22 protein-coding genes are annotated in these 20,420 nt (G+C 72.3%); 11 read left to right on the top strand and 11 right to left on the bottom strand.

Annotated elements, in window-relative coordinates; all coding sequences use genetic code 11:
- Positions 1–13: 13 nt before the first annotated feature.
- Positions 14–760, bottom strand: coding sequence for a transglycosylase SLT domain-containing protein (locus OU416_RS16365; RefSeq protein WP_270927824.1), 747 nt, complete (start codon positions 758–760; stop codon positions 14–16).
- 163 nt (positions 761–923) lie between these two features.
- On the bottom strand, positions 924–2,534 hold the full coding sequence (locus OU416_RS16360) for a PucR family transcriptional regulator (protein WP_270927823.1): 1,611 nt from the start codon (positions 2,532–2,534) through the stop codon (positions 924–926).
- Positions 2,535–2,654: 120 nt separating this feature from the next.
- Here OU416_RS16360 and OU416_RS16355 point away from each other — a divergent pair, with 120 nt between their 5' ends.
- The 6 genes from OU416_RS16355 (at position 2,655) to OU416_RS16330 (ending at position 8,265) form a co-directional block, all read left to right on the top strand.
- On the top strand, positions 2,655–3,956 hold the full coding sequence (locus tag OU416_RS16355; RefSeq protein ID WP_270927822.1) for an aspartate aminotransferase family protein: 1,302 nt from the start codon (positions 2,655–2,657) through the stop codon (positions 3,954–3,956).
- Complete coding sequence (locus OU416_RS16350) at positions 3,953–5,446, top strand: CoA-acylating methylmalonate-semialdehyde dehydrogenase (RefSeq protein WP_270927821.1); 1,494 nt, start codon at positions 3,953–3,955, stop codon at positions 5,444–5,446. Before OU416_RS16355 ends, OU416_RS16350 begins: the two co-directional genes overlap by 4 nt.
- A gap of 79 nt (positions 5,447–5,525) precedes the next feature.
- Positions 5,526–6,053: a GNAT family N-acetyltransferase gene (locus OU416_RS16345; RefSeq protein ID WP_270927820.1), complete on the top strand. Its 528-nt coding sequence runs from the start codon at positions 5,526–5,528 to the stop codon at positions 6,051–6,053.
- 79 nt (positions 6,054–6,132) lie between these two features.
- Entirely contained in the window at positions 6,133–6,333 is a 201-nt protein-coding gene (locus tag OU416_RS16340) for a hypothetical protein (protein ID WP_270927819.1), read from the top strand.
- A gap of 131 nt (positions 6,334–6,464) precedes the next feature.
- Positions 6,465–6,674: a hypothetical protein gene (locus OU416_RS16335; protein ID WP_270927818.1), complete on the top strand. Its 210-nt coding sequence runs from the start codon at positions 6,465–6,467 to the stop codon at positions 6,672–6,674.
- 100 nt (positions 6,675–6,774) lie between these two features.
- On the top strand, positions 6,775–8,265 hold the full coding sequence (locus OU416_RS16330; RefSeq protein WP_270927817.1) for a PrsW family intramembrane metalloprotease: 1,491 nt from the start codon (positions 6,775–6,777) through the stop codon (positions 8,263–8,265).
- Between the two features lie 3 nt (positions 8,266–8,268).
- On the opposite strand, the gene OU416_RS16325 is transcribed toward OU416_RS16330, so the two are convergent.
- Together OU416_RS16325 and OU416_RS16320 are read right to left on the bottom strand one after the other, a co-directional pair.
- The gene (locus tag OU416_RS16325) at positions 8,269–9,771 is read right to left on the bottom strand and encodes an ArnT family glycosyltransferase (RefSeq protein ID WP_270927816.1); all 1,503 of its coding nucleotides are present in this window, start codon (positions 9,769–9,771) and stop codon (positions 8,269–8,271) included.
- A 124-nt stretch (positions 9,772–9,895) separates the two neighbouring features.
- Positions 9,896–10,477, bottom strand: coding sequence for a CGNR zinc finger domain-containing protein (locus OU416_RS16320; RefSeq protein WP_270927815.1), 582 nt, complete (start codon positions 10,475–10,477; stop codon positions 9,896–9,898).
- Between the two features lie 176 nt (positions 10,478–10,653).
- Between OU416_RS16320 and OU416_RS16315 the strand changes: the two genes are divergently transcribed.
- The gene (locus tag OU416_RS16315) at positions 10,654–11,202 is read left to right on the top strand and encodes a hypothetical protein (RefSeq protein ID WP_270927814.1); all 549 of its coding nucleotides are present in this window, start codon (positions 10,654–10,656) and stop codon (positions 11,200–11,202) included.
- On the opposite strand, the gene OU416_RS16310 is transcribed toward OU416_RS16315, so the two are convergent.
- Positions 11,139–12,239, bottom strand: coding sequence for a carboxylate-amine ligase (locus OU416_RS16310; protein ID WP_270927813.1), 1,101 nt, complete (start codon positions 12,237–12,239; stop codon positions 11,139–11,141). The two genes, OU416_RS16315 and OU416_RS16310, sit on opposite strands and share 64 nt — an antisense overlap.
- 181 nt (positions 12,240–12,420) lie before the next feature.
- Positions 12,421–12,654: a hypothetical protein gene (locus tag OU416_RS16305; protein ID WP_270927812.1), complete on the bottom strand. Its 234-nt coding sequence runs from the start codon at positions 12,652–12,654 to the stop codon at positions 12,421–12,423.
- 309 nt (positions 12,655–12,963) lie between these two features.
- On the opposite strand from OU416_RS16305, the gene OU416_RS16300 reads away from it, so the two are divergent.
- The 3 genes from OU416_RS16300 to OU416_RS16290 are packed head-to-tail and all read left to right on the top strand — an operon-like array spanning position 12,964 to position 14,548.
- Positions 12,964–13,176 carry a hypothetical protein gene (locus tag OU416_RS16300; RefSeq protein ID WP_235863867.1) on the top strand — a complete coding sequence of 71 codons (213 nt, stop codon included), beginning with the start codon at positions 12,964–12,966 and terminating at the stop codon, positions 13,174–13,176.
- Positions 13,173–13,709: a DUF6879 family protein gene (locus tag OU416_RS16295; RefSeq protein WP_270927811.1), complete on the top strand. Its 537-nt coding sequence runs from the start codon at positions 13,173–13,175 to the stop codon at positions 13,707–13,709. The genes OU416_RS16300 and OU416_RS16295 overlap by 4 nt, the downstream gene beginning before the upstream one ends.
- Positions 13,706–14,548: a helix-turn-helix domain-containing protein gene (locus tag OU416_RS16290; RefSeq protein ID WP_270927810.1), complete on the top strand. Its 843-nt coding sequence runs from the start codon at positions 13,706–13,708 to the stop codon at positions 14,546–14,548. Before OU416_RS16295 ends, OU416_RS16290 begins: the two co-directional genes overlap by 4 nt.
- Here the strand turns inward: OU416_RS16290 and OU416_RS16285 are convergent.
- Positions 14,520–15,704, bottom strand: a complete 1,185-nt coding sequence (locus tag OU416_RS16285; RefSeq protein ID WP_270927809.1) for an MFS transporter — start codon at positions 15,702–15,704, stop codon at positions 14,520–14,522. The genes OU416_RS16290 and OU416_RS16285 overlap by 29 nt on opposite strands.
- Positions 15,705–15,806: 102 nt before the next feature.
- Here OU416_RS16285 and OU416_RS16280 point away from each other — a divergent pair, with 102 nt between their 5' ends.
- On the top strand, positions 15,807–16,178 hold the full coding sequence (locus tag OU416_RS16280; RefSeq protein WP_270927808.1) for a MerR family transcriptional regulator: 372 nt from the start codon (positions 15,807–15,809) through the stop codon (positions 16,176–16,178).
- 6 nt (positions 16,179–16,184) lie between these two features.
- On the opposite strand, the gene OU416_RS16275 is transcribed toward OU416_RS16280, so the two are convergent.
- The 4 genes from OU416_RS16275 to OU416_RS16260 form a co-directional block, all read right to left on the bottom strand.
- On the bottom strand, positions 16,185–16,919 hold the full coding sequence (locus tag OU416_RS16275; protein WP_270927807.1) for a class I SAM-dependent methyltransferase: 735 nt from the start codon (positions 16,917–16,919) through the stop codon (positions 16,185–16,187).
- A 522-nt stretch (positions 16,920–17,441) separates the two neighbouring features.
- A complete protein-coding gene (locus OU416_RS16270; RefSeq protein WP_270927806.1) occupies positions 17,442–18,284 on the bottom strand; it encodes an ABC transporter permease in 843 nt (280 codons plus the stop codon).
- Complete coding sequence (locus OU416_RS16265) at positions 18,281–19,243, bottom strand: ABC transporter ATP-binding protein (RefSeq protein WP_270927805.1); 963 nt, start codon at positions 19,241–19,243, stop codon at positions 18,281–18,283. The genes OU416_RS16270 and OU416_RS16265 overlap by 4 nt, the downstream gene beginning before the upstream one ends.
- A complete protein-coding gene (locus OU416_RS16260) occupies positions 19,240–20,256 on the bottom strand; it encodes a LolA family protein (RefSeq protein WP_270927804.1) in 1,017 nt (338 codons plus the stop codon). The genes OU416_RS16265 and OU416_RS16260 overlap by 4 nt, the downstream gene beginning before the upstream one ends.
- Positions 20,257–20,420: the final 164 nt, after the last annotated feature.

Genomic DNA, 20,420 nt, shown 5'->3' with positions numbered 1-20,420 from the left:
GAGATTCTCCCGATCAACCCATGATGCGCTTGAGCTCGGCGGCGGAACGTTCGTCGATCTCCTGGTAGGTCTTGGCCGCGTCGGTGGCTCCCTCGCCGAGCTTGCGCGCGTTGGAACCCGTCGTCCGGACCTGCTTCTCCAGGCCCTTGCTGAAACCGCCCAGCGCGTCGGAGAACCCGGTCTCCGCGCCGACCTTGCCGAAGCTGTCCTTGGCGATGCCCGTCACCGAGTGCACGGTCCGCTTGCCGATGCCTTCGAGCGCGTCGGCGATGCCCTCGGCCCGCTCGGCGTACTTGCGCAGCGCTTCGGGATTGGCGGAGAAGCCGCCGCCCGAGCCCTGACCGCCGGTTCCGCCGCCCTGGCCGCCGCCGGAACCGCCCCCGGAGCCCTGCCCGGCCTTCTTGGCAGCCTTCTCGGCCTCGTCCAGGTGCTTCTTGTAGGCGCCGTTGGTGTAGGTCGACCACGGGCCGAAGTCCTTGCCGTCACCGGCGATCTCGTAGGCGGCCTTGGCGTTCTCGGCGGGGTCGAAGAGGTCCTTGTTCGAGTCGAGGCCGAACTCCTTGCGTCGGGCAGGCCCCATGTCCCCGAGCATGTTGATCTGCCACAGGCCGTAGGAGTCGTCCGGCGGGGTGTCGTTGTGCGACTTGGTGTTCCCGCTCGACTCGGCCATGGCCACGGCCACCGCGGTGGTCAGGTTCTCGCCGCGGAAGCCCGCGTCGTAGGCGTGCTGCGCGATCTGCTCAGCGGTCAGCTTGCTCACCGGACGAGTATGGCGCGAAAGTTGCTGCCATAGCGGCATTTTCGGCTACATTGGGCCGTTCGGACGATCAAGGGTGGATGAGGGTGGGCCATTCGGCCCGGATCGGTACTGCGATGGTGTCGCTTCCCTCGGCCGTTCGGCCGTGCTTTCCCGGGTGAGGTGCTCACGGGCGGTGCATGTCCCACGCCAGCAGCGCGACGTGCAGGGACACCAGCGACTCCGGGCTGTCGAGGGAAACGCCGAGCAGCTGCTCGACTCGGGCCAGCTGCCCGTAGTACGCGGTCCGGGACACGTGCGCCGAGGACGCGGCAGCGGACTTGTTGCCGCCGTGGCGGCACAAGGAGCGCAAGGCCTCGAGCAGCCGCGCGTTGTCGAGGATCGGTCCCAGCTCCCGCTCGGCGAAGGCCGTCAGCCGCTCATCGCCGCGCAGCAGGTGCAGCAGACCGCGCAGCCGCACGTCGTCGAGCCGGTGGAAGTCGCGCGTGCCGTCGTCGACGTGCAACGCCGCCTCCGCGACCTGAGCGGCTTCGGTGAGCGTCCGGCGGGCTCCGGAGATCGACCCCACCGCGGTCCCGACGGCCACCACCAGCGGCAGCGCGGCGGACCGGCGGATGTCGATCGCGAGCCGGTGCAGCGCGGCATCCACGTCGGCTCCCGACAGCGCGACCACCGCGTGCACGGTGAGGTCGTCGACCACCCCGACCAGCACCGGCAGCTTGGCCTTGCGCGCGGCGAGCGCGGTCGCCTCGGCCAGATCGCGCAGCGCCTGCTGGGTTTCCAGCGCGGGCGCCGGAGTGGTGGTGGTGTGCGGTCGCACCGCGATGCCCACCAGCGGGCCGTCCAGCGGCACCCCGACACCGGCGGCGCGAGCGGCCAGATCGGCGGTCCCGGCGCTGCCCGCGAGCAGTTCGGTGATCAGCGTGCGGTGCGTCTGCCGCTCCAGGCTCTCCCGGTCGCGCGTCACCAGCCGGTTCACCGCCAGCGCCGATGCCGCCCGCTCGGCCACCACGACGTGCCGGTGCGCGGGCTCCGGCCCGAGCACCACCAGTCGGCCCCAGTCGTCGCCGCGCGCCCCGACCACGGTGGTCAGCCACGCCCGGTCCGCGTCGTAGGCGGTGCGCCCGGACTGCACCACCGAGCGGGACCGCTCCGACCACTCCGACAGCAGCGCCACCGGATCCTGCCCGGCCGCGTCGTAGGCCAGCACCTGGTGCGCCATCGTCTCCAGCACGACCGGTCGCTGGAGGATGCGCGAAGCCTCGCGCAGCACGGACGCCGGCTCGGCGCCCGAGGTGGTCAGGGCGGTGAAGGTCTCGTGGATCGCGTGGGTGGCCCGCAGCTCGGCCAGCTGGGCGTCCCGGATGAGCGCCACCACGGCTTCGGTGACGCTGACGAACCTGGTCTCCTCCGACAACGTCACCAGCGGCAGGTCGTGCCGGTGCGCCGCGTCCACGAGCGCGTCCGGCACCCGGTCGCGCCAGCGCCGCACGAGCTCCACGACCAGCCCGCACGCCCCGGCGGCGGCGAGCTCGTCGACGTAGCGGACCAGCTCGGCAGGCTCGTCGGACAGCGCGATGCCCGTGGTCAGGACCAGCTCGCCGCCGCTGAGCAGGGCACCGATCTCGGCGATCTCGGCGACGTGCACCCACCGCACCCGGCCGTCGAGCCCCGAGGCCCCGGCGATCACCCGCGGCTTGCCGCGCCGCAGCACCGGCAGGTCCAGGACCTCCGACACGGTCGGCAGCGCCAGCACGTCCGGCGACATCAGCTCCATCGCACCTCCTCGGTGCACACACCGTACGGCGGATGAGGGCAGATCTGTACAGCCTGTCCGTAGGTGTGCGCGCCGCCGGCGGGCGAGACTGGGCACATCGGCACGACGGAACGGGGAGCCATGTCGCAATCCTTGTCGGCCCGCCACCGCGCGGCCCTGCCCAGCTGGCTGTCGCTCTACTACGAAGAACCCATCGAGATCGTCAGCGGCCGGGGACGCCACGTCACCGACGCGGCGGGCAACACCTACCTGGACTTCTTCGCCGGGATCCTGACCAACGCGATCGGCTACGACATCGCCGAGATCAGCGACGCGATCCGCCGCCAGGTCGACACCGGCATCCTGCACACCTCCACGCTGTACCTGATCCGGCAGCAGGTGGAGCTGGCCGAGCGGATCGGCGAGCTGTCCGGGATCGCCGACCCCAAGGTGTTCTTCACCAACTCCGGCACCGAGGCCAACGAGACCGCGCTGATGCTGGCCACCCAGCAGCGGCGCAGCAACCAGGTGCTCGCGCTGCGCAACTCCTACCACGGGCGGGCCTTCGGCACCCTCGGCGTCACCGGCAACCGCGGCTGGTCGGCCAGCGCGCTGTCACCGGTCAAGGTCAGCTACGTGCACGGCGGCTACCGCTACCGCAGCCCGTTCCGCGACCTGTCCGACGCCGACTACATCGCCGCCTGCGTGGACGACCTGCGCGAGGTGATCGAGACGACCACCGCCGGTGACGTGGCGTGCATGATCGCCGAGCCGATCCAGGGCGTCGGCGGCTTCGCCACCCCGCCCGACGGGCTGTTCGGCGCGTTCGCCGAAGTGCTCGACGAGTACGGCATCCTGCTGATCTCCGACGAGGTGCAGACCGGCTGGGGCCGCACCGGCGAGCACTTCTGGGGCATCCAGGCGCACGGCGTCACCCCGGCCGCGATGACCTTCGCCAAGGGCCTGGGCAACGGGCTGGCCATCGGCGGCGTGGTGGCCGAGGCCGGGCTGATGGACTGCCTGACCGCGAACTCGATCTCCACCTTCGGCGGCAACCCGATCTCCACCGGCGGAGCCGCGGCCGCGCTGGAGTACCTGCTGGACAACGACCTGCAGGGCAACGCCGCCAAGCTCGGCGGCCAGCTGCTGGAGGGGCTGCGCGCGCACGCCGAGCGCTGCGCGCTGATCGGCGACGTGCGCGGCAAGGGCCTGATGATCGGCATCGAGCTGGTCGAGCCCGGCACCCGCACCCCGGCCGCCGCGGCCGCCGCCCGGGTGATGGAGCTGACCAAGCAGCGCGGGCTGCTGGTGGGCAAGGGCGGCCTGCACGGCAGCGTCCTGCGCCTGGCGCCGCCGATGACGCTGACCGACGATGAGGCCGCGCAGGCGCTGCAGATCCTCACCGAAACCATCTCACTGGCCGAGCAGGAGCTCCACCGATGACCGAACTGATCAGGCACTGGATCGCGGGCGAGTTCGACGACGCGGCCCCGCAGCGCACCGGCGAGGTCTTCGACCCGGCCACGGGCGCGGTGGCCAAGCGGGTCGCGTTCGCCGCGGAGTCCGATGTGGACTCCGCGGTGGCGGCGGCCGCCGAGGCGCTCAAGACCTGGCGGCGCACTTCGCTGGCGAAGCGGTCGAACGTGCTGTTCGCCTTCCGGGAGCTGCTCAACCGGCACAAGACCGAGCTGGCCGAGATCATCACCGCCGAGCACGGCAAGGTGCTCTCCGACGCCGCGGGCGAGGTCCAGCGCGGCCTGGAGAACGCCGAGTACGCCTGCGGCATCCCCAACCTGCTCCGCGGCGGCTTCTCCGAGAACGCCTCGACCAGCGTCGACGTGCACTCGGTGCGCCAGCCGGTGGGCGTCGTCGGGGTGATCTCGCCGTTCAACTTCCCGGCCATGGTCCCGCTGTGGTTCGTGCCGAACGCGATCGCCTGCGGCAACACCGTGGTGCTCAAGCCGAGCGAGAAGGACCCGTCGGCGGCCAACTTCATCGCCGGGCTGTGGAAGGAAGCGGGGCTGCCCGACGGCGTGCTCAACGTCGTGCACGGCGACAAGGTCGCCGTCGACGCCCTGCTGGCGCACCCGGTGGTCAAGGCGGTGTCGTTCGTCGGCTCCACCCCGGTGGCGCGCCACGTCTACGAGACCGGCACCGGCCGCGGCAAGCGGGTGCAGGCCCTCGGCGGCGCCAAGAACCACATGGTGGTGCTGCCCGACGCCGATCTGGACCTGGCGGCCGACGCCGCGGTCTCGGCCGGGTTCGGCTCGGCGGGGGAGCGGTGCATGGCGATCTCCGCGGTCGTGGCCGTCGACCCGGTCGGCGACGAGCTGGTCGCCAAGATCGCCGAGCGGATGGCCAAGCTCAACGTCGGCGACGGCCGCCGCGGCTGCGACATGGGGCCGCTGGTCACCGCGGCGCACCGGGACCGGGTGTCGTCCTACGTGGACGCGGGCCTCGCGGCGGGCGCGGAACTGGTGGTGGACGGCCGGGGCGTCCAGGTCGACGGCGGCGAGGGCGGCTTCTGGCTCGGGCCCACGCTCTTCGACCACGTCGGCACCGGCATGTCCATCTACACCGACGAGATCTTCGGGCCGGTGCTCTCGGTGCTGCGGGTGCCCGGCTACGACGCGGCGATCGAGGTGCTCAACGACAACCCGTACGGCAACGGCACCGCGATCTTCACCGAGAGCGGCGGCGCGGCCCGACAGTACTGCGAGGAGGTCGAGGTCGGCATGGTCGGGGTGAACGTCCCGATCCCGGTGCCGGTGTCGTACTACTCCTTCGGCGGCTGGAAGGACTCGCTGTTCGGCGACGCGCACGCCTACGGCCCGGACGGCATCCAGTTCTACACCCGCACCAAGGTGGTCACCACGCGCTGGCCGGATCCCTCCCACGGCGGCGTCGACCTCGGTTTCCCGCAGAGCACCTGACACCGGTGGGCCCGGGGACGCTCCCCGGGCCCACCGCGGGCCGGTGGGAATCGTCAGACCGCTGACTAGGCTCCCCGCCATGGGAGACGTGGCGCTGAGACCGGTCCGGGAGGACGACCTGCCGGCCCTGGAGTGGCTGATCAACGAGCCGGAGACCACCGCTCCGCACAACTGGTGGGGCTGGCGCAAACCGGACCGGATGACCAGGCGCTGGGAGGAGTCCGGCCTGCTCGGCGAGGAGCAGGGCGTGCTGCTGGTGGACGTCGGGGCGGAGCTGATCGGGTTCGTCTCCTGGCACCGCGTCGAGACGGGACCGTCGTCGCACTGCTTCGAGATCGGCGTCAACCTGCAGCCGGACGCGCGCGGGCGCGGCCACGGCACCGAGGCGCAGCGCCTGCTGGTCCGGTACTTGTTCGCGCACACCCAGGTCAACCGCCTCGAAGCGGGCACCGAGCTGGACAACGTCGCCGAGCAGCGGGCCCTGGAGAAAGCGGGCTTCACCAGGGAAGGCGTGCTGCGCGGCTACACCTTCCGGAGCGGCCGCTGGCGGGACTGCGCGCGCTACAGCATCCTCCGCGACGAGGTCGACCTCACCGACCTGGCGTGATCCGCCCCGCTGGTCCGGGAACCGCGGCGGTCGATAGCATGTCCGCGACATGCTCGGTTCGCGAGTTCGGGAGGCGGACGTGACCGCTGAGCCCGAACCGGGCGGTATCTGCCGGGGTTGCAAGGGCCGGGGGCAGGTCCGGGTGCCGCGCGGGTTCTTCTCGGCGGAGACCGGGGAGGCCTACACCGTCATGGGCTGGACGCGCTGCAGGCACTGCCGGGCGACGCCGGGCCGCCAGCAGCACCAGTGGCCGCCGAGGGGTGACGATCGAGGCATATGACACCCCTTGTGCGGAGTCCTGCTCAACCGCACCTCAGGGGACCGTGACGCAACCCAGCCACAAGAAACCGCACAACGCGAGTTCGACCCCGAACGCAACCACCACTGAAAATCGCGGAGAGGCGGGTCAGCATGACCGACGAAGGACAGCCTCCGGTGTTCGACCGCGGGCCGAACGCGATCTGCTTCACCTGCGGCGGGTTCAAGAAGATCAGCGATCCCCGCCTGTACATGATCCAGGCGACCGAGGACCTGACGACCGGCATGACGCTGGCGGAGTGGCGCGGCTGCCCGCAGTGCGGCGGCGACGGCATCCTGACCGGCATCCGGCCGCCGGTCTGATCGGGTGAACGGACCCGGGAGCCTCATCACCGGGTGATCCGGCCGACGAATCGGCCTGACCGGACGATGCGGCCGGAGGCGATCTCATACGCTCTCCCGCATGCCCGTGCTCAAACCTCAGTCGGTCCTGGACGGCCACAGCTCGAACCGGACACCGGTGCCGCTGATCGTCGGGCTGGTGGTCTCCGGCGTCTGCCTGCTGCTGGCGGTGGCCTTCTACCTGCTGACGGGCGGGCCGGTGAACGTCGGGGTCGGCACGCTGCTGGCGCTGCCCACGGCGATCGTGCTCGTCGGGCTGATCCTGCTCGTCGACCGGCTGGAGCCCGAGCCGCGGGTCAACCTGGTGCTGTCCTTCGGCTGGGGTGCCGGGGTCGCCATCATCGGCGCCCTGATCGTGAACTCGGTGACCGGCGCGCTGCTGGTCCCGTCGGTGGGCCAGGTGGCGGCCGACGGGATCACCGCCTCGGTGGTGGCGCCGGTGGTCGAGGAGAGCTTCAAGGGATCGCTGCTGCTGTACCTGCTGCTGGTGCGGCGGCACGAGATCGACGGGCCCACCGACGGGATCGTCTACGCCAGCATGTGCGGGCTCGGCTTCGCGATGGTGGAGAACGTCCTCTACTACATGCGCGGCATCGACGACGGCTCGCTGGCGTTCATGGTGCTGCTGCGCGGCGTGATCTCGCCGCTCGGCCACCCGCTCTACACCTCGATCATCGGCCTCGGCGTGGCCTACGCCGCGACGCACAGCGGGCCGGGCCGGGTGTTCGCCGTGATCGGCGGCTGGATCGGCGGGATCCTGCTGCACGCGCTGTGGAACGGCAGCCTGACGCTGCTGGGCTTCCCGGGCATGGTGATCGCGTACCTGGTCGAGCTGCTGGTGCTGATCGTCCTGGTGGTCGTGCTGATCAAGGACCGCAGGCGGCTGGTGCGGCTGATCGGCAGATACCTGCCCGCCTACATCCCGAGCGGGCTGGTGCAGCCCAACGACGTGCAGATGCTGGGCAACATGTCCGGGCGCAGGCAGGCGCGGCACTGGGCGCGCGCCCAGGCGGGCAACACGGGATCGCGCGCGATGGGCGACTACCAGCTGGCGGCGACCGAGCTGGCGCTGCTGCACGCGCACGCGGAGAAGGGCACCATCGCGCCGCACCAGTTCTTCGCGCGGCGGGAGGCCATCCTGGCGTTGATGCGGATGGCCCGCGACGCGTTCTTCCGGCGGATGCCGCAGCCACCGCCGCCGCCGTGGGCGCACGAGCAGCCCTCCGGCTTCTTCAAGATCCCGGCGGAGCTGAAGGAGATGCCGACGCACAAGCTGCGCGCGCAGATCTCGCCCGTCGGGCCGCGTCCGCCGCAGGCGCGGTCCGCGCAGCGCCCGCCGCAGGAGCGGGCCACTCAGCGCCTGACGCAGCAGCCACCGCAGCCGCCCGCCGCCATGCCGCCCCGGCAGCAGCCGCCTGCTGGACCACCGCAGCAGCCGCCCGCGGGCCAGCCGCCGCAGCAGCCGCCGCTCGGGCACCGGCCGCCGGGACGTCCGCCGCAGCCCCCGGGACCGCAAGGTCCTCGCCCGGGCGGCCCCTGGCCGCCGCGCTGAGCGTCAGGTGGTGCGCAGCCGCGGCCAGAGCTCGGACCACGGCTGGACGGGATCCTGGTAGAGGGTGATCTCGTTGCCGCGGGCCATGTTCACCAGGTCCGAGCGCACCGTCCCGAGCTCCTGCGACCGTCCGAAGTGGTCGGCCAGCGACCGCTCGCCGACGTAGAGCACGACGTCGGCGTCGGCGGGCGGGGCGCCGAAGAACCAGTAGCCCCGGTGCGGGCTGTAGACGGCGGGCAGACCCGACCCCCGCCCGCGCACGTCGAGCGCACCCGCCAGGTAGTAGTTCTCCGCGACGATGACCGCCCGGCGCCGCTGCTCGGGCGGCAGCGATTCGTAGGCGCTGGCGACCGCGCTGGTCAGCTCCGGCCAGCCGGTCTCGTAGAGCCGCGGGTAGTTGGGGATCTCGGGGTGGCGGGCCAGCAGGTCCAGCGGGTAGACCGGCAGCATCGCCAGCGGCAGCAGCGCGGAGATCGCGGACACCGGCCACAGGAGCTTGCCGCTGCGGTGCTGAAGTCCGGTCGCGGCCGCGGCGAACAGGACGCCGTACAACCCGGCCAGGTAGTTCGGGCGCCCGCCTGCGGCGACGAAGAACACCAGCACGACCAGGACCGTCCAGCCCAGGAACCGGTACGGCCGCAAGGCGGGGGAGCGCAGCAGCACGACCAGGCCGTAGCAGCAGAGGACCGCCCCGAGCACGACACCGGCGTAGAACAGCGCGACGGGCAGGAGCTGGAGCCGGTCGTTCTCGGCGTCGACGGCGGCGCCCATCTCCAGCGCCGGCCAGCCGTTGGCGGCCTGCCACCACAGCGTGGGAACCGCGGTCACCGCGGGGATCGCGGCGGCGACCCACAGCGCCGGCCGGGCCAGCAGCGCTCGCGGGCCGGAGACGGCGATGCCCACCAGCAGCGCCGCGCACAGCACCACCACCTGGAACTTCGTCTGCACGGCGAGCGCGGCGACGAGCCCGATCCCGATGAGCAGCCGGTCGCGGCGCACGCCGTGGCCGTGCAGGCGCACCCACCGCACCAGCAACCAGAGCATCGCCGTCCACTGCAGCGGTTCCATCGTCGACGCGGTGAGCCAGTGGCCGTTGACCAGCAGCCACGGCGAGAGCGGGTAGGCCACCGCGGCGAGCACCTGGGCCTTGCGGTTGCCGCCGAACTCGCGCGCGATCAGCGCGGTGAGCACGATCCCGAGCGCGGTGACCAGCGCCGCTGGCAGCCGGAACGCCACCAGCGACCCGGGGAACGCGGCGTCCAGGAAGGCGGCCAGCAGCGGGACCAGCGGCTGCTGGTCCATGTAGCCCCAGGCCGGGTGGAACTTCCCGGCGGCCAGGAAGTAGAGCTCGTCGGTGACCAGGTCGTAGCGCGGCGCCAACGCCACCAGCAGCGCGGTCACCAGCGCGGCGGTCACCAGCACCGGGGCATGGGCGAAGGGCGGGGCGGGCCGGGGGAGCCGGTCGGTGATCTCGTCGCCGGAACCGGCGGTGCTGCTCCTGGACATCGGCTCCCCCGTCCTGCCTGTCCGGGGCAGCCTACTTCCCGATCGGCGGTGTCACAGGCGGTCGAGGACCTTTCGCGCCGCGGCGGTCGTCGCCCGACCACCGCTTCCACAGTGGACGAGCGGGTCAGGCGGAGGTCTTGTGCCGCTGGTAGTAGCGGGCGACGCGCACCCGGTTCCCGCAGATCGCCGCGGAGCACCAGCGGCGTCGCGGGTTGGTCGCGACGAAGAGCATCACGCAGTTGCGCTCCTCGCACTCGCGGAGCGCCTCGATGACCGGGTCGGTGAGCAGCTCGGCGGCGGCTTCGGCCAGGTCGGCGGCCACCCGGACGCCCAGCCTCCCCGGCCGGTCGACGGTGCCGACCACCGAACCGCCGCGCCAGCTGAGCTTCCGGATGCCCGGTGCGGCCCGCTGCGCCTCGTTGAGACCGCGCAGCGCGTCGGCGGGCGGGCGCTTGCCGAGCCGGATGCAGGAGAGGGTTCGCGCGGTGTGCTCGCGAACTTCGTGCACGGCGGCCAGATCGGCCTCGTCGAGCGAGGAGTGATCCGCCCGGGTGGGCGTCGTCAGCCGGTCGGCTTGGCGCGCCAGCCACTCCCAGAGCTCGGCGGGCGTGCCCATCATGTCGATCTGGTCGCCCGCGAGGGACACCCTGGTGTTGACCAGGTCGACGGCGAGCGGCTCGCCGATCAGCGGCAGGCGCGGTTTCATGCTGCCGATGGTAGTGGAGTTCTTGACGCTGCCGAACCCAGCTGGTCTAATCCCTTGCAGGCGTTCTACCCATTAGAACGCCACTGGGGGATTCAAGGGGGGATCGGGCCGCGATCGCACTGCGATCGCGGCCCTCCTGCGTTCCGGGCGGGAAAGCCGGTGCATAGGCTCGCCGCGTGGGGAACAGGATCAGCTCGGGCGAGCGGGACATCTACATGTCCAACGGTGGCACCGAAGTGTTCGCCGAGGTCATGACGCTCGCGGTGGCGGCGACGGCGGAGCGCCGGTGGGACTTCCGGTTCGCCGCGGCGGTCGCGAAGCTGGACCAGAACGTGATGGGGCGGGGTGCGGTCGGTTTCGGGCTGGAGGACGTCGACTGGGGCGGCGGCGCGGACGAGCAGGAGGAGAACCGGCGGTTCGTGCTGCGCACGGTCGACCTCGCCCTGTCCCGGCACCGCTGGGACGAGCTCGGCTACGACCCGCCGTTCGCGGCGGACAACCTGCGCGATTTCCGCGCGATGGTGCTGGAGTTCGACATGGCGACCCCGGCCCGGTTTCCCGGCGACTTCCCCGACTACCCGGAGGTGCTCCCGGCCTCCTGCGTCGAGCACCGCGTCCTGAGCCCGCTGGAGTGGTACCGCGCGTGCGTCTTCTGCGGAGGTCAGTCCGGAAGTGCCGTGCGGGTCTGCTCGGCGAGCAGCGCGACGACGTCGGCCATGTCGTGACGGCGCTCGTGCGCCCGGCGCTGGCGGTGCGCACCGCTGCCGTGGCGGAGCAGGCGGCTGAGGATGTCGTCGACGCGGGCGCTGTCACCGCTGGCCTCCAGCGCCGGTTGCGCCGTCCTGCACAGCTTTTCCACCAGGGCGCGGGCGGGGACCAGTTCGCCCTCCGCGTCGAGCCCGTCGCCCTCCAGCCCGTCGTGCGCCGCCCGCCAGAGCGCGAGCCGCAACCGCTGATCGGGGAGCTCGGCCGGTGGGCGGCCCTCGGCGACGTCCTGCAGCGCGATCATCGCCAGGGCGCGGATCAGCAGTGCCAGCAGCAGCGACTCCTCGGCGGTGCCGGTCGCGTCGGCGATCCGGAACTCCAATGTGGACAGGTGTTCGGCCGGACGGACCAGCCAGTAGACCATCGCCCGGTCCAGCGCCGCTCCGCTGTTCAGCAGCAGCTGCACCGATCGCCGGTAGGAGCCGGTGCTGCGGTGCAGCGGTGGCGGTCCGGCGGAGGGCAACCGCGACCACATCACGCTCCGCCAGCTCGCGTGCCCGGTGTCGCGCCCGCCGCAGAACGGCGAGTTCGCGGTCAGCGCCAGCAGCGCGGGCAGGTGCGGGCGCAGGTGGTCGGACACGGCGAGGGCGGTGGTCAGGTCGGGCATCCCGACGTGCACGTGGCAGCCCGCCGCGGTGTGCGAGTCGAGCAGCTGGCCGAACCGGTCGCGGATGGTGCGGTAGCGGGACTTGTCGGTCAGCGGCAGCGAATCCGGCAGGCCGCGCGGGGCGAACCCGGTGGACACCAGCAGCGAACCGCGCCGGTCGGCGGCGGCGGCCAGTTCCCGGCGCGCCGCGGTCAGCTCGCGGTGCGCCTCCTCGGCGGTGCGGCAGACCGGGGTGTTGGACTCCAGCTGGAACTCGGCCAGCTCGGCGGTGAAGGAGCGGCCGACCTGGCGCAGGATCTCGGGTGCGTGCGGGACGGGATGGCCCGTTCCCGGGTGCAGCAGCAGGAATTCCTCCTCGACGCCGAATGTCGGCGGCCGGCCGCGACGCATCGGACCTCCTCTGGCGGGGCCGGCCCGATCGGGTCGGCCGCAGCCAGTTTCCGGCTCCAGGACGGGTTTGTCATTCGCCCGGATGCCTCACCACCGCCATCGGAGTCCACTGTGGAGGTTGGTGGGTCCGGCCCGGTGCGAGTCGGGGTTCAACACCGGGCCGGAGGTTCTCGGGACCGCGTCAGGGCGCGGTCTGCCTGCTCTTCAGGAACTCGTTGCACGCCATGCAGGTCGGTGCCGTCCGCCAGTCCATCTCGCTGGGCACGGCCATCGCGACCTCGGCGCCGCACGCGGCCACGTCCACCGGTTGGCCCTCCCAGCGGCGGCCGTGGAAGGCGTGCCGCGCGAAGACGCCCGTGTCCGGATCCGGAGCGGGCAACCAGTAGTGCCGCTCGGTCTGCTGCAGTCCGATCACGCCGCCGCTCCCGGGGCCGGGCGAGAGGCGGGCGGGAGGGGGATCGTGCCCATCGGGAACCGGCTGATGTTCACGTGCTCGCCCGCCTCTCGGTCTGTGGTCCCCCGGCCAACGCCAGTATGGGAACGGCCGCATCGGCATTTCAAGCAATCCGCGCAATCATCTTGGAATTCCAGCCGAACGGCCGAGTGGATCACGGCAACTGCCCGTCACCCGGTTCGGCTGTCCGAGTTGCGGAGTGCCCCGAGCCTTGACCGAATGCACGTATTGCACGGACGATGCAAAAGTCTTCCGAAAGAGGAGGAACAGGTGAAGTTGACCTTCCAGGGAACGACGTCCCACGCCGGAACCTGCCCCACGCTCTACAGCACCGACCAGGGCACTTACGTCGTTCAGGGCTACAAGGTCACCGATCCGGAGGCGCTGGCCGCGTTGCGCGAACGAGGTCTGCCCGACCACGAGACGGCGGTCGAGGTGCCCGCCGCCTTGCTGGACGTCTTCGTGCCGAAGGCGGCGCCGTGAGTTCCTGGGTATTACCGGGCGCGGAGTTCGACGAACTCCTGCGCTCGTTCCGGCACCGGGCGTGGCGGTGGGAGTGCCAGGGCACCTACCGCCAGCCGGCCGAGGCCGAACCCTGGCGGCGCTGGCGGGCCGGTCAGCACGATGACCTGGCCTGGCTGCGCCCCTGGCTGGACCAGGTGGCGGCGGCGACCCGGGCGGGGCGGTTGATCGCCCGGGTGCGCGTCTACCGGGAACCGCCGACCGAATACCAGTTGTGGCAGCTCGACGTCGGCCGCGCCAACGTCGCCGCCGGCGAGGACGTGCGGGTGCTCACCGAGTCCCGCGCGCGGTCGCTGGGCCTGCCCGCCCACGACTTCTGGCTCTTCGACGAGGCGCGGGTTGCGCTGATGCACTTCGAGGACCAGCGGTTCGCTGGCACCGAGATCATCGCCAGCCCGGGGGAGGTGAACCAGTACCGGAACTGGTGGGGCGCCGCGTGCGAGCACGCGGTGCCGTTGTTCGTCTACCGGCACGATCTGGGGAGGCGCCGGTGAGTGATCCCGATACCCGCCGCCTGGCGTTCGGCGACGCATTGCGGCGATTGCGCGTGGAAGCGGGGCTGTCCGGCAAGCAGTTCGCGCAACGAGCCGGGTGGACCGCGTCGAAGGTCTCGCGGATGGAGACGGCCAACCAGTCGGTCTCCGACGCCGACGTGGTCGTCTACTGCCGGCTGACCGGCGCCGACGATGCCGTCGAGGCCGAGCTGCGGCAGGAGCTGCGCGAGATCCGCCTGGAGGCGGCGAGCTGGAAGCGCCAGCTGCGCACCGGCAACAGCGCCCGGCAGGAGTACGGCAAGCAGCTGGAGCACGACGCCGAGCGCATCCGGCTGTTCGAGATCGCGATGGTGCCCGGCCTGGTGCAGACCGCCGAGTACGCCCGGCACATGTTCGAGGCGGTGGCGGTGCTGCACCAGAACCGGCTGGACGTCGCCGAGTCGGTCGAGCGCCGGATGGCCCGGCAGGAGGTCCTCTACCGGCCGCGGACCGAGGTGCAGATCGTGTGCTCGGAAGCGGGCCTGCGGCACCCGATCGCGCCGCCGCAGGTGATGGTCGGGCAGCTGGACCGGTTGCTGGCGCTGGCGGGCATGTCGACGTTGCGGCTGGCGGTGCTGCCGATGGACGTGCAGCTGAGCGCTGTCCCGCAGCACGGCTTCGTCATCATCGACGAGATGGCCCTGGTGGAAACGGTGAACACGGAGATGACCATCACCGATCCCGACGACCTGGAGCGCTTCGACCGGCTCTTCGACGTGCTGCTGTCGGCCTCCCTCGAAGGCCCCGAGGCCCGGGCGCTGCTGCACCGGCTCATAGAGCAGTACAGCGCGCTGGGCTGAGCTCGGCCGTCCCGGAGCGGGCGGCGATCCCGAACGCGGTGGCGGCCAAGGCCGCCGCCAGCCAGGGCAGCGGTGCCGCGCTGCCCGCGAGGTCGAGCGCCGCTCCGCCGAGGTAGGCGCCCGCCGCGATCGCGACGTTCCAGACGGTGATGGTCAGCGACTGCGCCAGGTCGGCGTCACGTCCGGCGATTCTCGCGGCCGCGGCGGGGAACATCGTTGGCGCACCGCCGAAAGCGACACCCCACACCGCTGCGGCGAGCAGCAGTGCCACCGGCCACTGCGCGGCACCGCCGATCAGCGCCGCGGCCGCGGCGACCAGCGAGGTCGAGCAGCGGATCAGCAGCTGCAACCGGCGGTCGACGACCGATCCGGTGATCCACAGGCCCAGCACGGAGGCGAGCCCGAAGACCAGCAGCGCGGTGCTGAGCAGCTCGATCCGGCCTGCGCCGGCGAGAACCGGGCCGACGTAGGTGTAGAGGACGTTGTGCCCGAGCGCCAGGGCGAAGGTCATGACGAGCACCGTGCGGAAGCCCGGTGCGGTGAGCACGTCTCCGGCACCGCCGCGCTGCTGCGCCGACTGCCCGTCCAGCGGCGGGACCTGCCACAGCACCCAGCCGACCAGCGCGACGGCGAGCACCGCCATGACGCCGAATGCGTAGCGCCAGCCGACGATTTCGCCCAGCACCGTCCCCGCGGGCACGCCGATCGCGAAGCCGATCGGGGTGCCCGCCATCGCGATCGCCAGCGCCCGCCCGGCGCGCTCGGCGGGCACGATCCGCATGGCGTAACCGGCGATCATCGCCCACATCACGCCGGACACCGCACCGGCGAGCACGCGGGCCACCAGCGTCAGCGGGTACCAGGGCGAGACCGCGGTGACGGCGTTGACCGCCGCGAACCCGAGGATCAGCCCGAGCAGCAGTGCGCGGCGCGGCAGCCGCCGGGTCAGCGCGGTCAGCGGGACCGAGGTCGCGGCGGTGCTGATCGCGTAGACCGCGACGAGCTGACCGGCCTGCGACTCCGAAACCCGCAGGTCGGCGCTCATCGGCAGCAGCACACCGGCGGGCAGCGTTTCGGTCAGGCAGCCCAGCAGCACCACCGTGGCGAACGCCAGCAGCGCGCCGAGCGGTAGGGCGCGGTTCGATGCGAGATCCATGCGCCCGACCCTGCGCACCTCACACGGGTGTGAGGGCAAGCGTGATCTGGCGCACTCCGCCAGGTTCGGATAATGGCGGGGTGCGGGCGCGAGGAGGTACGGGTGCGGATCGGTGAACTGGCCGAGCGGACCGGGGTGTCGGTCCGGTTGCTGCGCTACTACGAGGAGCAGGACCTGATCCGCCCGGAGCGCGACGAGCACGGGCACCGCGTCTACGGCGATGGTTCGGTGGACCGGGTGCGCAAGATCCGGGGCCTGCTGGACTCCGGCATCCCGACCCGCATCATCCGCGACATCTTGCCGTGCCTGGACCGGCCGGGCGCGATCCACATGCGCGTCGTCGCACCGGAGATGCTGGCCAACCTGGAGCGGGAGCGGGCGAAGATCCAGCAGCGCGTCGAGGCGCTGAGCGACAACCTCTCGGCCATCGACGACTACCTGAGCAAGTCCCGGCCCAACCTCCGCCGGTCCTGACCGCCGTCAGCCGGGGCGCTGGGCGTTGATCCAGAGCACCGGGCCGGTCCGGTGGGTGTGCACCGAGCGCATGCCGCCGTCGTCGAGCTGCTCGGCGATCTGGTCCGGGTCGAAGAAGGCCAGCCCGGTGCGGTCGCCGACCAGCCGCGAGACCACGTGCAGGAACCCGTCGTGCGGCGTCGGCACCATGACCGCCAGCCAGCCGCCCGGGACGAGCGTGCGGCACGCCGCGGCCAGGACCTCCTCCGGCGCCGGGATCAGCTGCAGCGCCGCGAAGCTGGTGACCAGGTCGAAGGTGCCCTCCGGGAACGGCAGATCGCGCGCGTCGGCGCGGATGAACCCGACGTTGCCGGAGGTTTCACCGCGCGCCGCCCGCGCCAGCATGGGCCGGGAGATGTCCAGTCCGATGGCGAGCCCGGCCGGGCCGACCTGGCGGCCCAGCGCGGCGGTGGCGTTGCCCGGGCCGCAGCCGATGTCGAGCACCCGGCCGCCTTCGGGCGGGCGGCTGCGGGCCGGGATCCGGTACCAGGCCGGTGCCACCCGGCGGGCGATGGACTGCACGTGGTCGTAGAGCCCGGAACCGGGCCCGGACTCCCAGAAGGACTGGATCGGCCCGGACGGCTCCCCGGCCTCGCCGCCGAGCAGGTCCAGGTAGCCGTGCTCGAAGTCCGGGTCGTCCGGGACGGACGTCAGCAGGGGCAGCACGCGGGTGAACACCGGCGGCGTCGATCGGTCGGTCATGCGCGCTGTCCCGCCTCCGGTCCCGCCTCCGGTTCCGCCTCTCCGCGTTTTTCAGTGGTGGTTGCGTTTGGTGTCGTTCTTGCGTTGTGCGGTTTCTTGTGGCTGGGTTGCATCACGGTCCCCTGAGGTGCGGTTGGGCAGGGCTGCGGTTGGGCAGGGCTCCGGGTTGGTACAAGGGGTATCGCACAACCCCGGGCAGGAGGCGATGCGCGTGCCAGGTTCGGCCGATCGGGCGAAAACCTCCTTGCCCGACCCGCCGGTAGCGGGCAAGGTATCGGTCGCACGAAACGGGCGGGACGCGTTCCCGGCCGGGTGCGGCCTGGCAGGACAACGGAGTCTTGCCAGGCGTCGGGGAAACGGGTCGAGCGCCGCAGCGCTCGACCCGACAACGGAAGGTTTCACGTGCGCCTACACCGGCCGCGGTCGACGCGGACCTCGTGGCAGCGACCGAGCACCACCCGCCTGCTGCTGAAAGCCGCCTGGCTGGAGCTCTGCGCGGTGCTGCGCTGACCCCCGGGCCGCTCAGGCGTCCTTGGTGACCATGCGGACCACGGTCGCGGACAACCCGATCACCAGGTAGCAACCGGCGCGCAGCAGACCGGTGGTCATCGCGTCCCAGCCGACCGGATCGCGCAGCACGTCGAGCACCGCCGACCAGTCGGTGGTGATCAGCACCGGCTGCAGCCAGTCCAGGGCCGGGATGGTGCCCAGCACGCCGAAGGTGATCAGCCCGCCCATCGTGGCGACCACGACCACCAGCGGGTGCTCGGTCAGCGAGGACAGCGCCAGCGCGATCGCGCCGACCGCCGCCATCTGCACCGCCGTCCAGGCCACCGCCAGCGCCACCCGGCCGAGCGCGGAGCCGAACGACACCGTGGTGCCCGACAACGTCACCAGATCACCGCCGCCGACCACGATCAGCCCGGTGAGCACTCCGCTGATCGCGACGACGGACACGGCGAGCACGGCGAGCACCAGCACGCCGAACGCCTTGACGCCGACCAGCCGCACCCGCCCGACCGGGGCCAGCAGCAGGCCGCGCAGCGTGCCGTGCGCCGATTCGCCCGCCAGCGCATCGGCCGCGACCATCGCCACCACCAGCGGCAGCAGCAGCGACTGGGCGAGCACGATGGCGGCCACCGGCAGCACCAGCCCGTTGCCCGCCACCGCCGCGAGCACCGACGGCCCGCCCCGGCTGCCGGGACCGCCGGTGAGCGCGATCGCGGTGCCCAGCAGCACGGGGAGCGCGGCCAGCATCAGCAGCGCGAGCAGGTTGCGCGGGCGGCGCAGCACCCACCGCGCCTCGGCCAGGAGCTGCCGCCCGAGGGGAGAGGAGGTCCGCGCGGGCAGGTCGATCGCGGTCACAGCTCTTCCTCCGTCAGTCGTGCGAAGAGGTCCTCCAGGCCGGTCCGAGAGCGGCGTGCCTCGCGCACCGGGACGCCGGAGTGCACGAGCATCGCGATCACCTCGTCGGACTCGGCGTCGGTGAGCTCCACCCGGATCCACCCGCTCTCCTCGCGGGCCTTGAGGCCCTTGTCGCGCAGCGCGCGCACCGCGCCATCGGTGTCCGAAGTGGACACCAGCAGGTGCGGCGCGCCGGCTTCCAGCATGCCCGCGAGCTCGCCCTGCGCCACCAGCGATCCGCGGTGCAGGACCGCGACGTGGGTGCAGGTCGCCTCGATCTCCGACAGCAGGTGGGAGGAGACCAGCACGGTGGTGCCCGAGGTGTGCAGCTCGGCGATGATCCGGCGGATCTCCCGGGTGCCCGCCGGGTCCAGCCCGTTGGTCGGCTCGTCGAGCACCACCAGGTCGCGCGGCACCAGCAGCGCCGCGGCCAGGCCCAGCCGCTGCTTCATGCCCAGCGAGTAGCCCCGGTACCGGCGGCCCGCCGCGGCGCTCAACCCGACCCGGTCCAGGGCCTGCTCGACGACCTCGCGGATCTCCGGGCCGCGCAGCGCCGGTTCCATCGCCGCGCCGCGCAGCAGGTTCTCCCGGCCGGACAGGAACGGGTGGAAACCGGGCCCTTCGACCAGCGCACCGACCCGGGGCAGCACGCGCCCCGCGTGCTCGGGCAGCTGGTGCCCGAGCAGTTCGACGGTGCCCGAACTGGGTGCGGTGAGCCCGAGCAGCATCCGGATCGTGGTGGTCTTGCCCGAACCGTTGGGGCCGAGCACACCGACCACCCCGCCCCGGGGGACGGCGAGATCGACGCCGGCCACCGCGACGGTCCGGCCGTAGGTCTTGCGCAGGCCGGTGGTGCGGGCGGCGAAGCCGCCGTCCGCGATCGCGGACGACGACTTCGCCGGGTCGACCGCGCTGGTCATCGGACCTCGCCGAGCGCAGCGACCAGCACCTGCTCCGGCACGGCACCGGCGGCGACCCGCCCGTCGGAGGTCAGCAGCACGTTGCCGGCCGCCGTGCCGATGACCCAGCCGTTGCCCCACGGCCCGCTGACCGGCCTGCCGGTCATCTCGGCGACCTGGCGCAGCTGCTGGTTCTCCGGCACCTCGGTGACCAGCGTCGAATCCCAGCCCTCACCGACGACCCGGTGCTCGGGCACCGCGTGGTCGCCGGGCTCCGGCGCGTGCTGGGAGCCGTCCTCGACCTTCGCGCCCGCCGGCGGGTCGAACCGGAACAGGCCGGGATCGGGAGCGGTCATGTCGACGCTGGTGAAGCCGATCTTCAGCGCCGGGTCGGCGGAACCGTTGGTGAGCACCGAGAGCTCCAGCGGAACGCGCTTCTCGGCGTCCACCGCGACCCGCACCTGCCGCAGCAGCGTGCGTTCGGTCGGCTTCGGGGTGAGCACGAGCTCGTAGGCGTCGCGGCCGGCGACGCTGGCCGTGCCGTCCACCGAGACCTCGCTGGTCTTGCGGAGCTCGCCGATGATCCCGCGCGCCGCGGCGGCCGGATCAGCGGGAGCACCGTGCCCGGTGCGCTCCGGGTGCTGGGTGCGGGTCGCGGTCTGCTCGCCGGAATCCCACTTCCACGCGGTCGTGCCGTCGTCGACCACGGTCAGCTCGCCGCTGTGCGAGGGAACCGACACCCGGTGGCGGCCCTGGCCGTCGGCCCACACCTGGAACCGGCTGGTCCCGTCGGCGAGCAGCTGCGCCGCCTCGCCGCCCGGCAGCGCGGGCAGGCCGAGTGCGTTGTCCACCGCCACGGTGCCGGTGAGCGCCGGTGGTTCGGCGCGCATCACCGACTCCACGAGCTGTTCCGGCGCCACCGGCGGCAGTTCCGGGGCCGCACCGGCACCGGCGGGCAGCGCCAGCACGGTCAGGCCCAGCACTCCGGCCGCCGTGCCCGCGGTCGCGGTGAGCACCACGCTTCTTCGCTTCATCGAGTCCTCCTGTCGAGTCCTGCGTCCAGCGTGACTGATGTGCGCTGAGATAACGCTGAGACGCTGAGAGCGGGCTCAGCCAGGGGGCCCGTGGTAATAAGTGCGGTGACTGGTTTTGCTCCCGGGGTGGTGGCGGACGAGCCGGGCTCCGGGGCCGCTGCGAG

Source organism: Saccharopolyspora indica, from assembly GCF_027853965.1.
In the GTDB taxonomy this organism is placed as follows: domain Bacteria; phylum Actinomycetota; class Actinomycetes; order Mycobacteriales; family Pseudonocardiaceae; genus Saccharopolyspora; species Saccharopolyspora indica.
The sequence above is the reverse complement of the archived record's forward strand: the minus strand, read 5'-3'. Positions and strand labels throughout refer to the sequence as shown.

Bases quoted from the DNA above. Each gene is read 5' to 3' on its own strand.
- OU416_RS16275 (WP_270927807.1), bottom strand. From the start codon at position 16,919: ATGACCGACCGATCGACGCCGCCGGTGTTCACCCGCGTGCTGCCCCTG.
- OU416_RS16350 (WP_270927821.1), top strand. From the start codon at position 3,953: ATGACCGAACTGATCAGGCACTGGATCGCGGGCGAGTTCGACGACGCG.
- OU416_RS16345 (WP_270927820.1), top strand. From the start codon at position 5,526: ATGGGAGACGTGGCGCTGAGACCGGTCCGGGAGGACGACCTGCCGGCC.
- OU416_RS16325 (WP_270927816.1), bottom strand. From the start codon at position 9,771: ATGTCCAGGAGCAGCACCGCCGGTTCCGGCGACGAGATCACCGACCGG.
- OU416_RS16360 (WP_270927823.1), bottom strand. From the start codon at position 2,534: ATGGAGCTGATGTCGCCGGACGTGCTGGCGCTGCCGACCGTGTCGGAG.
- OU416_RS16320 (WP_270927815.1), bottom strand. From the start codon at position 10,477: ATGAAACCGCGCCTGCCGCTGATCGGCGAGCCGCTCGCCGTCGACCTG.
- OU416_RS16355 (WP_270927822.1), top strand. From the start codon at position 2,655: ATGTCGCAATCCTTGTCGGCCCGCCACCGCGCGGCCCTGCCCAGCTGG.
- OU416_RS16310 (WP_270927813.1), bottom strand. From the start codon at position 12,239: ATGCGTCGCGGCCGGCCGCCGACATTCGGCGTCGAGGAGGAATTCCTG.
- OU416_RS16285 (WP_270927809.1), bottom strand. From the start codon at position 15,704: ATGGATCTCGCATCGAACCGCGCCCTACCGCTCGGCGCGCTGCTGGCG.
- OU416_RS16260 (WP_270927804.1), bottom strand. From the start codon at position 20,256: ATGAAGCGAAGAAGCGTGGTGCTCACCGCGACCGCGGGCACGGCGGCC.
- OU416_RS16335 (WP_270927818.1), top strand. From the start codon at position 6,465: ATGACCGACGAAGGACAGCCTCCGGTGTTCGACCGCGGGCCGAACGCG.
- OU416_RS16265 (WP_270927805.1), bottom strand. From the start codon at position 19,243: ATGACCAGCGCGGTCGACCCGGCGAAGTCGTCGTCCGCGATCGCGGAC.
- OU416_RS16330 (WP_270927817.1), top strand. From the start codon at position 6,775: ATGCCCGTGCTCAAACCTCAGTCGGTCCTGGACGGCCACAGCTCGAAC.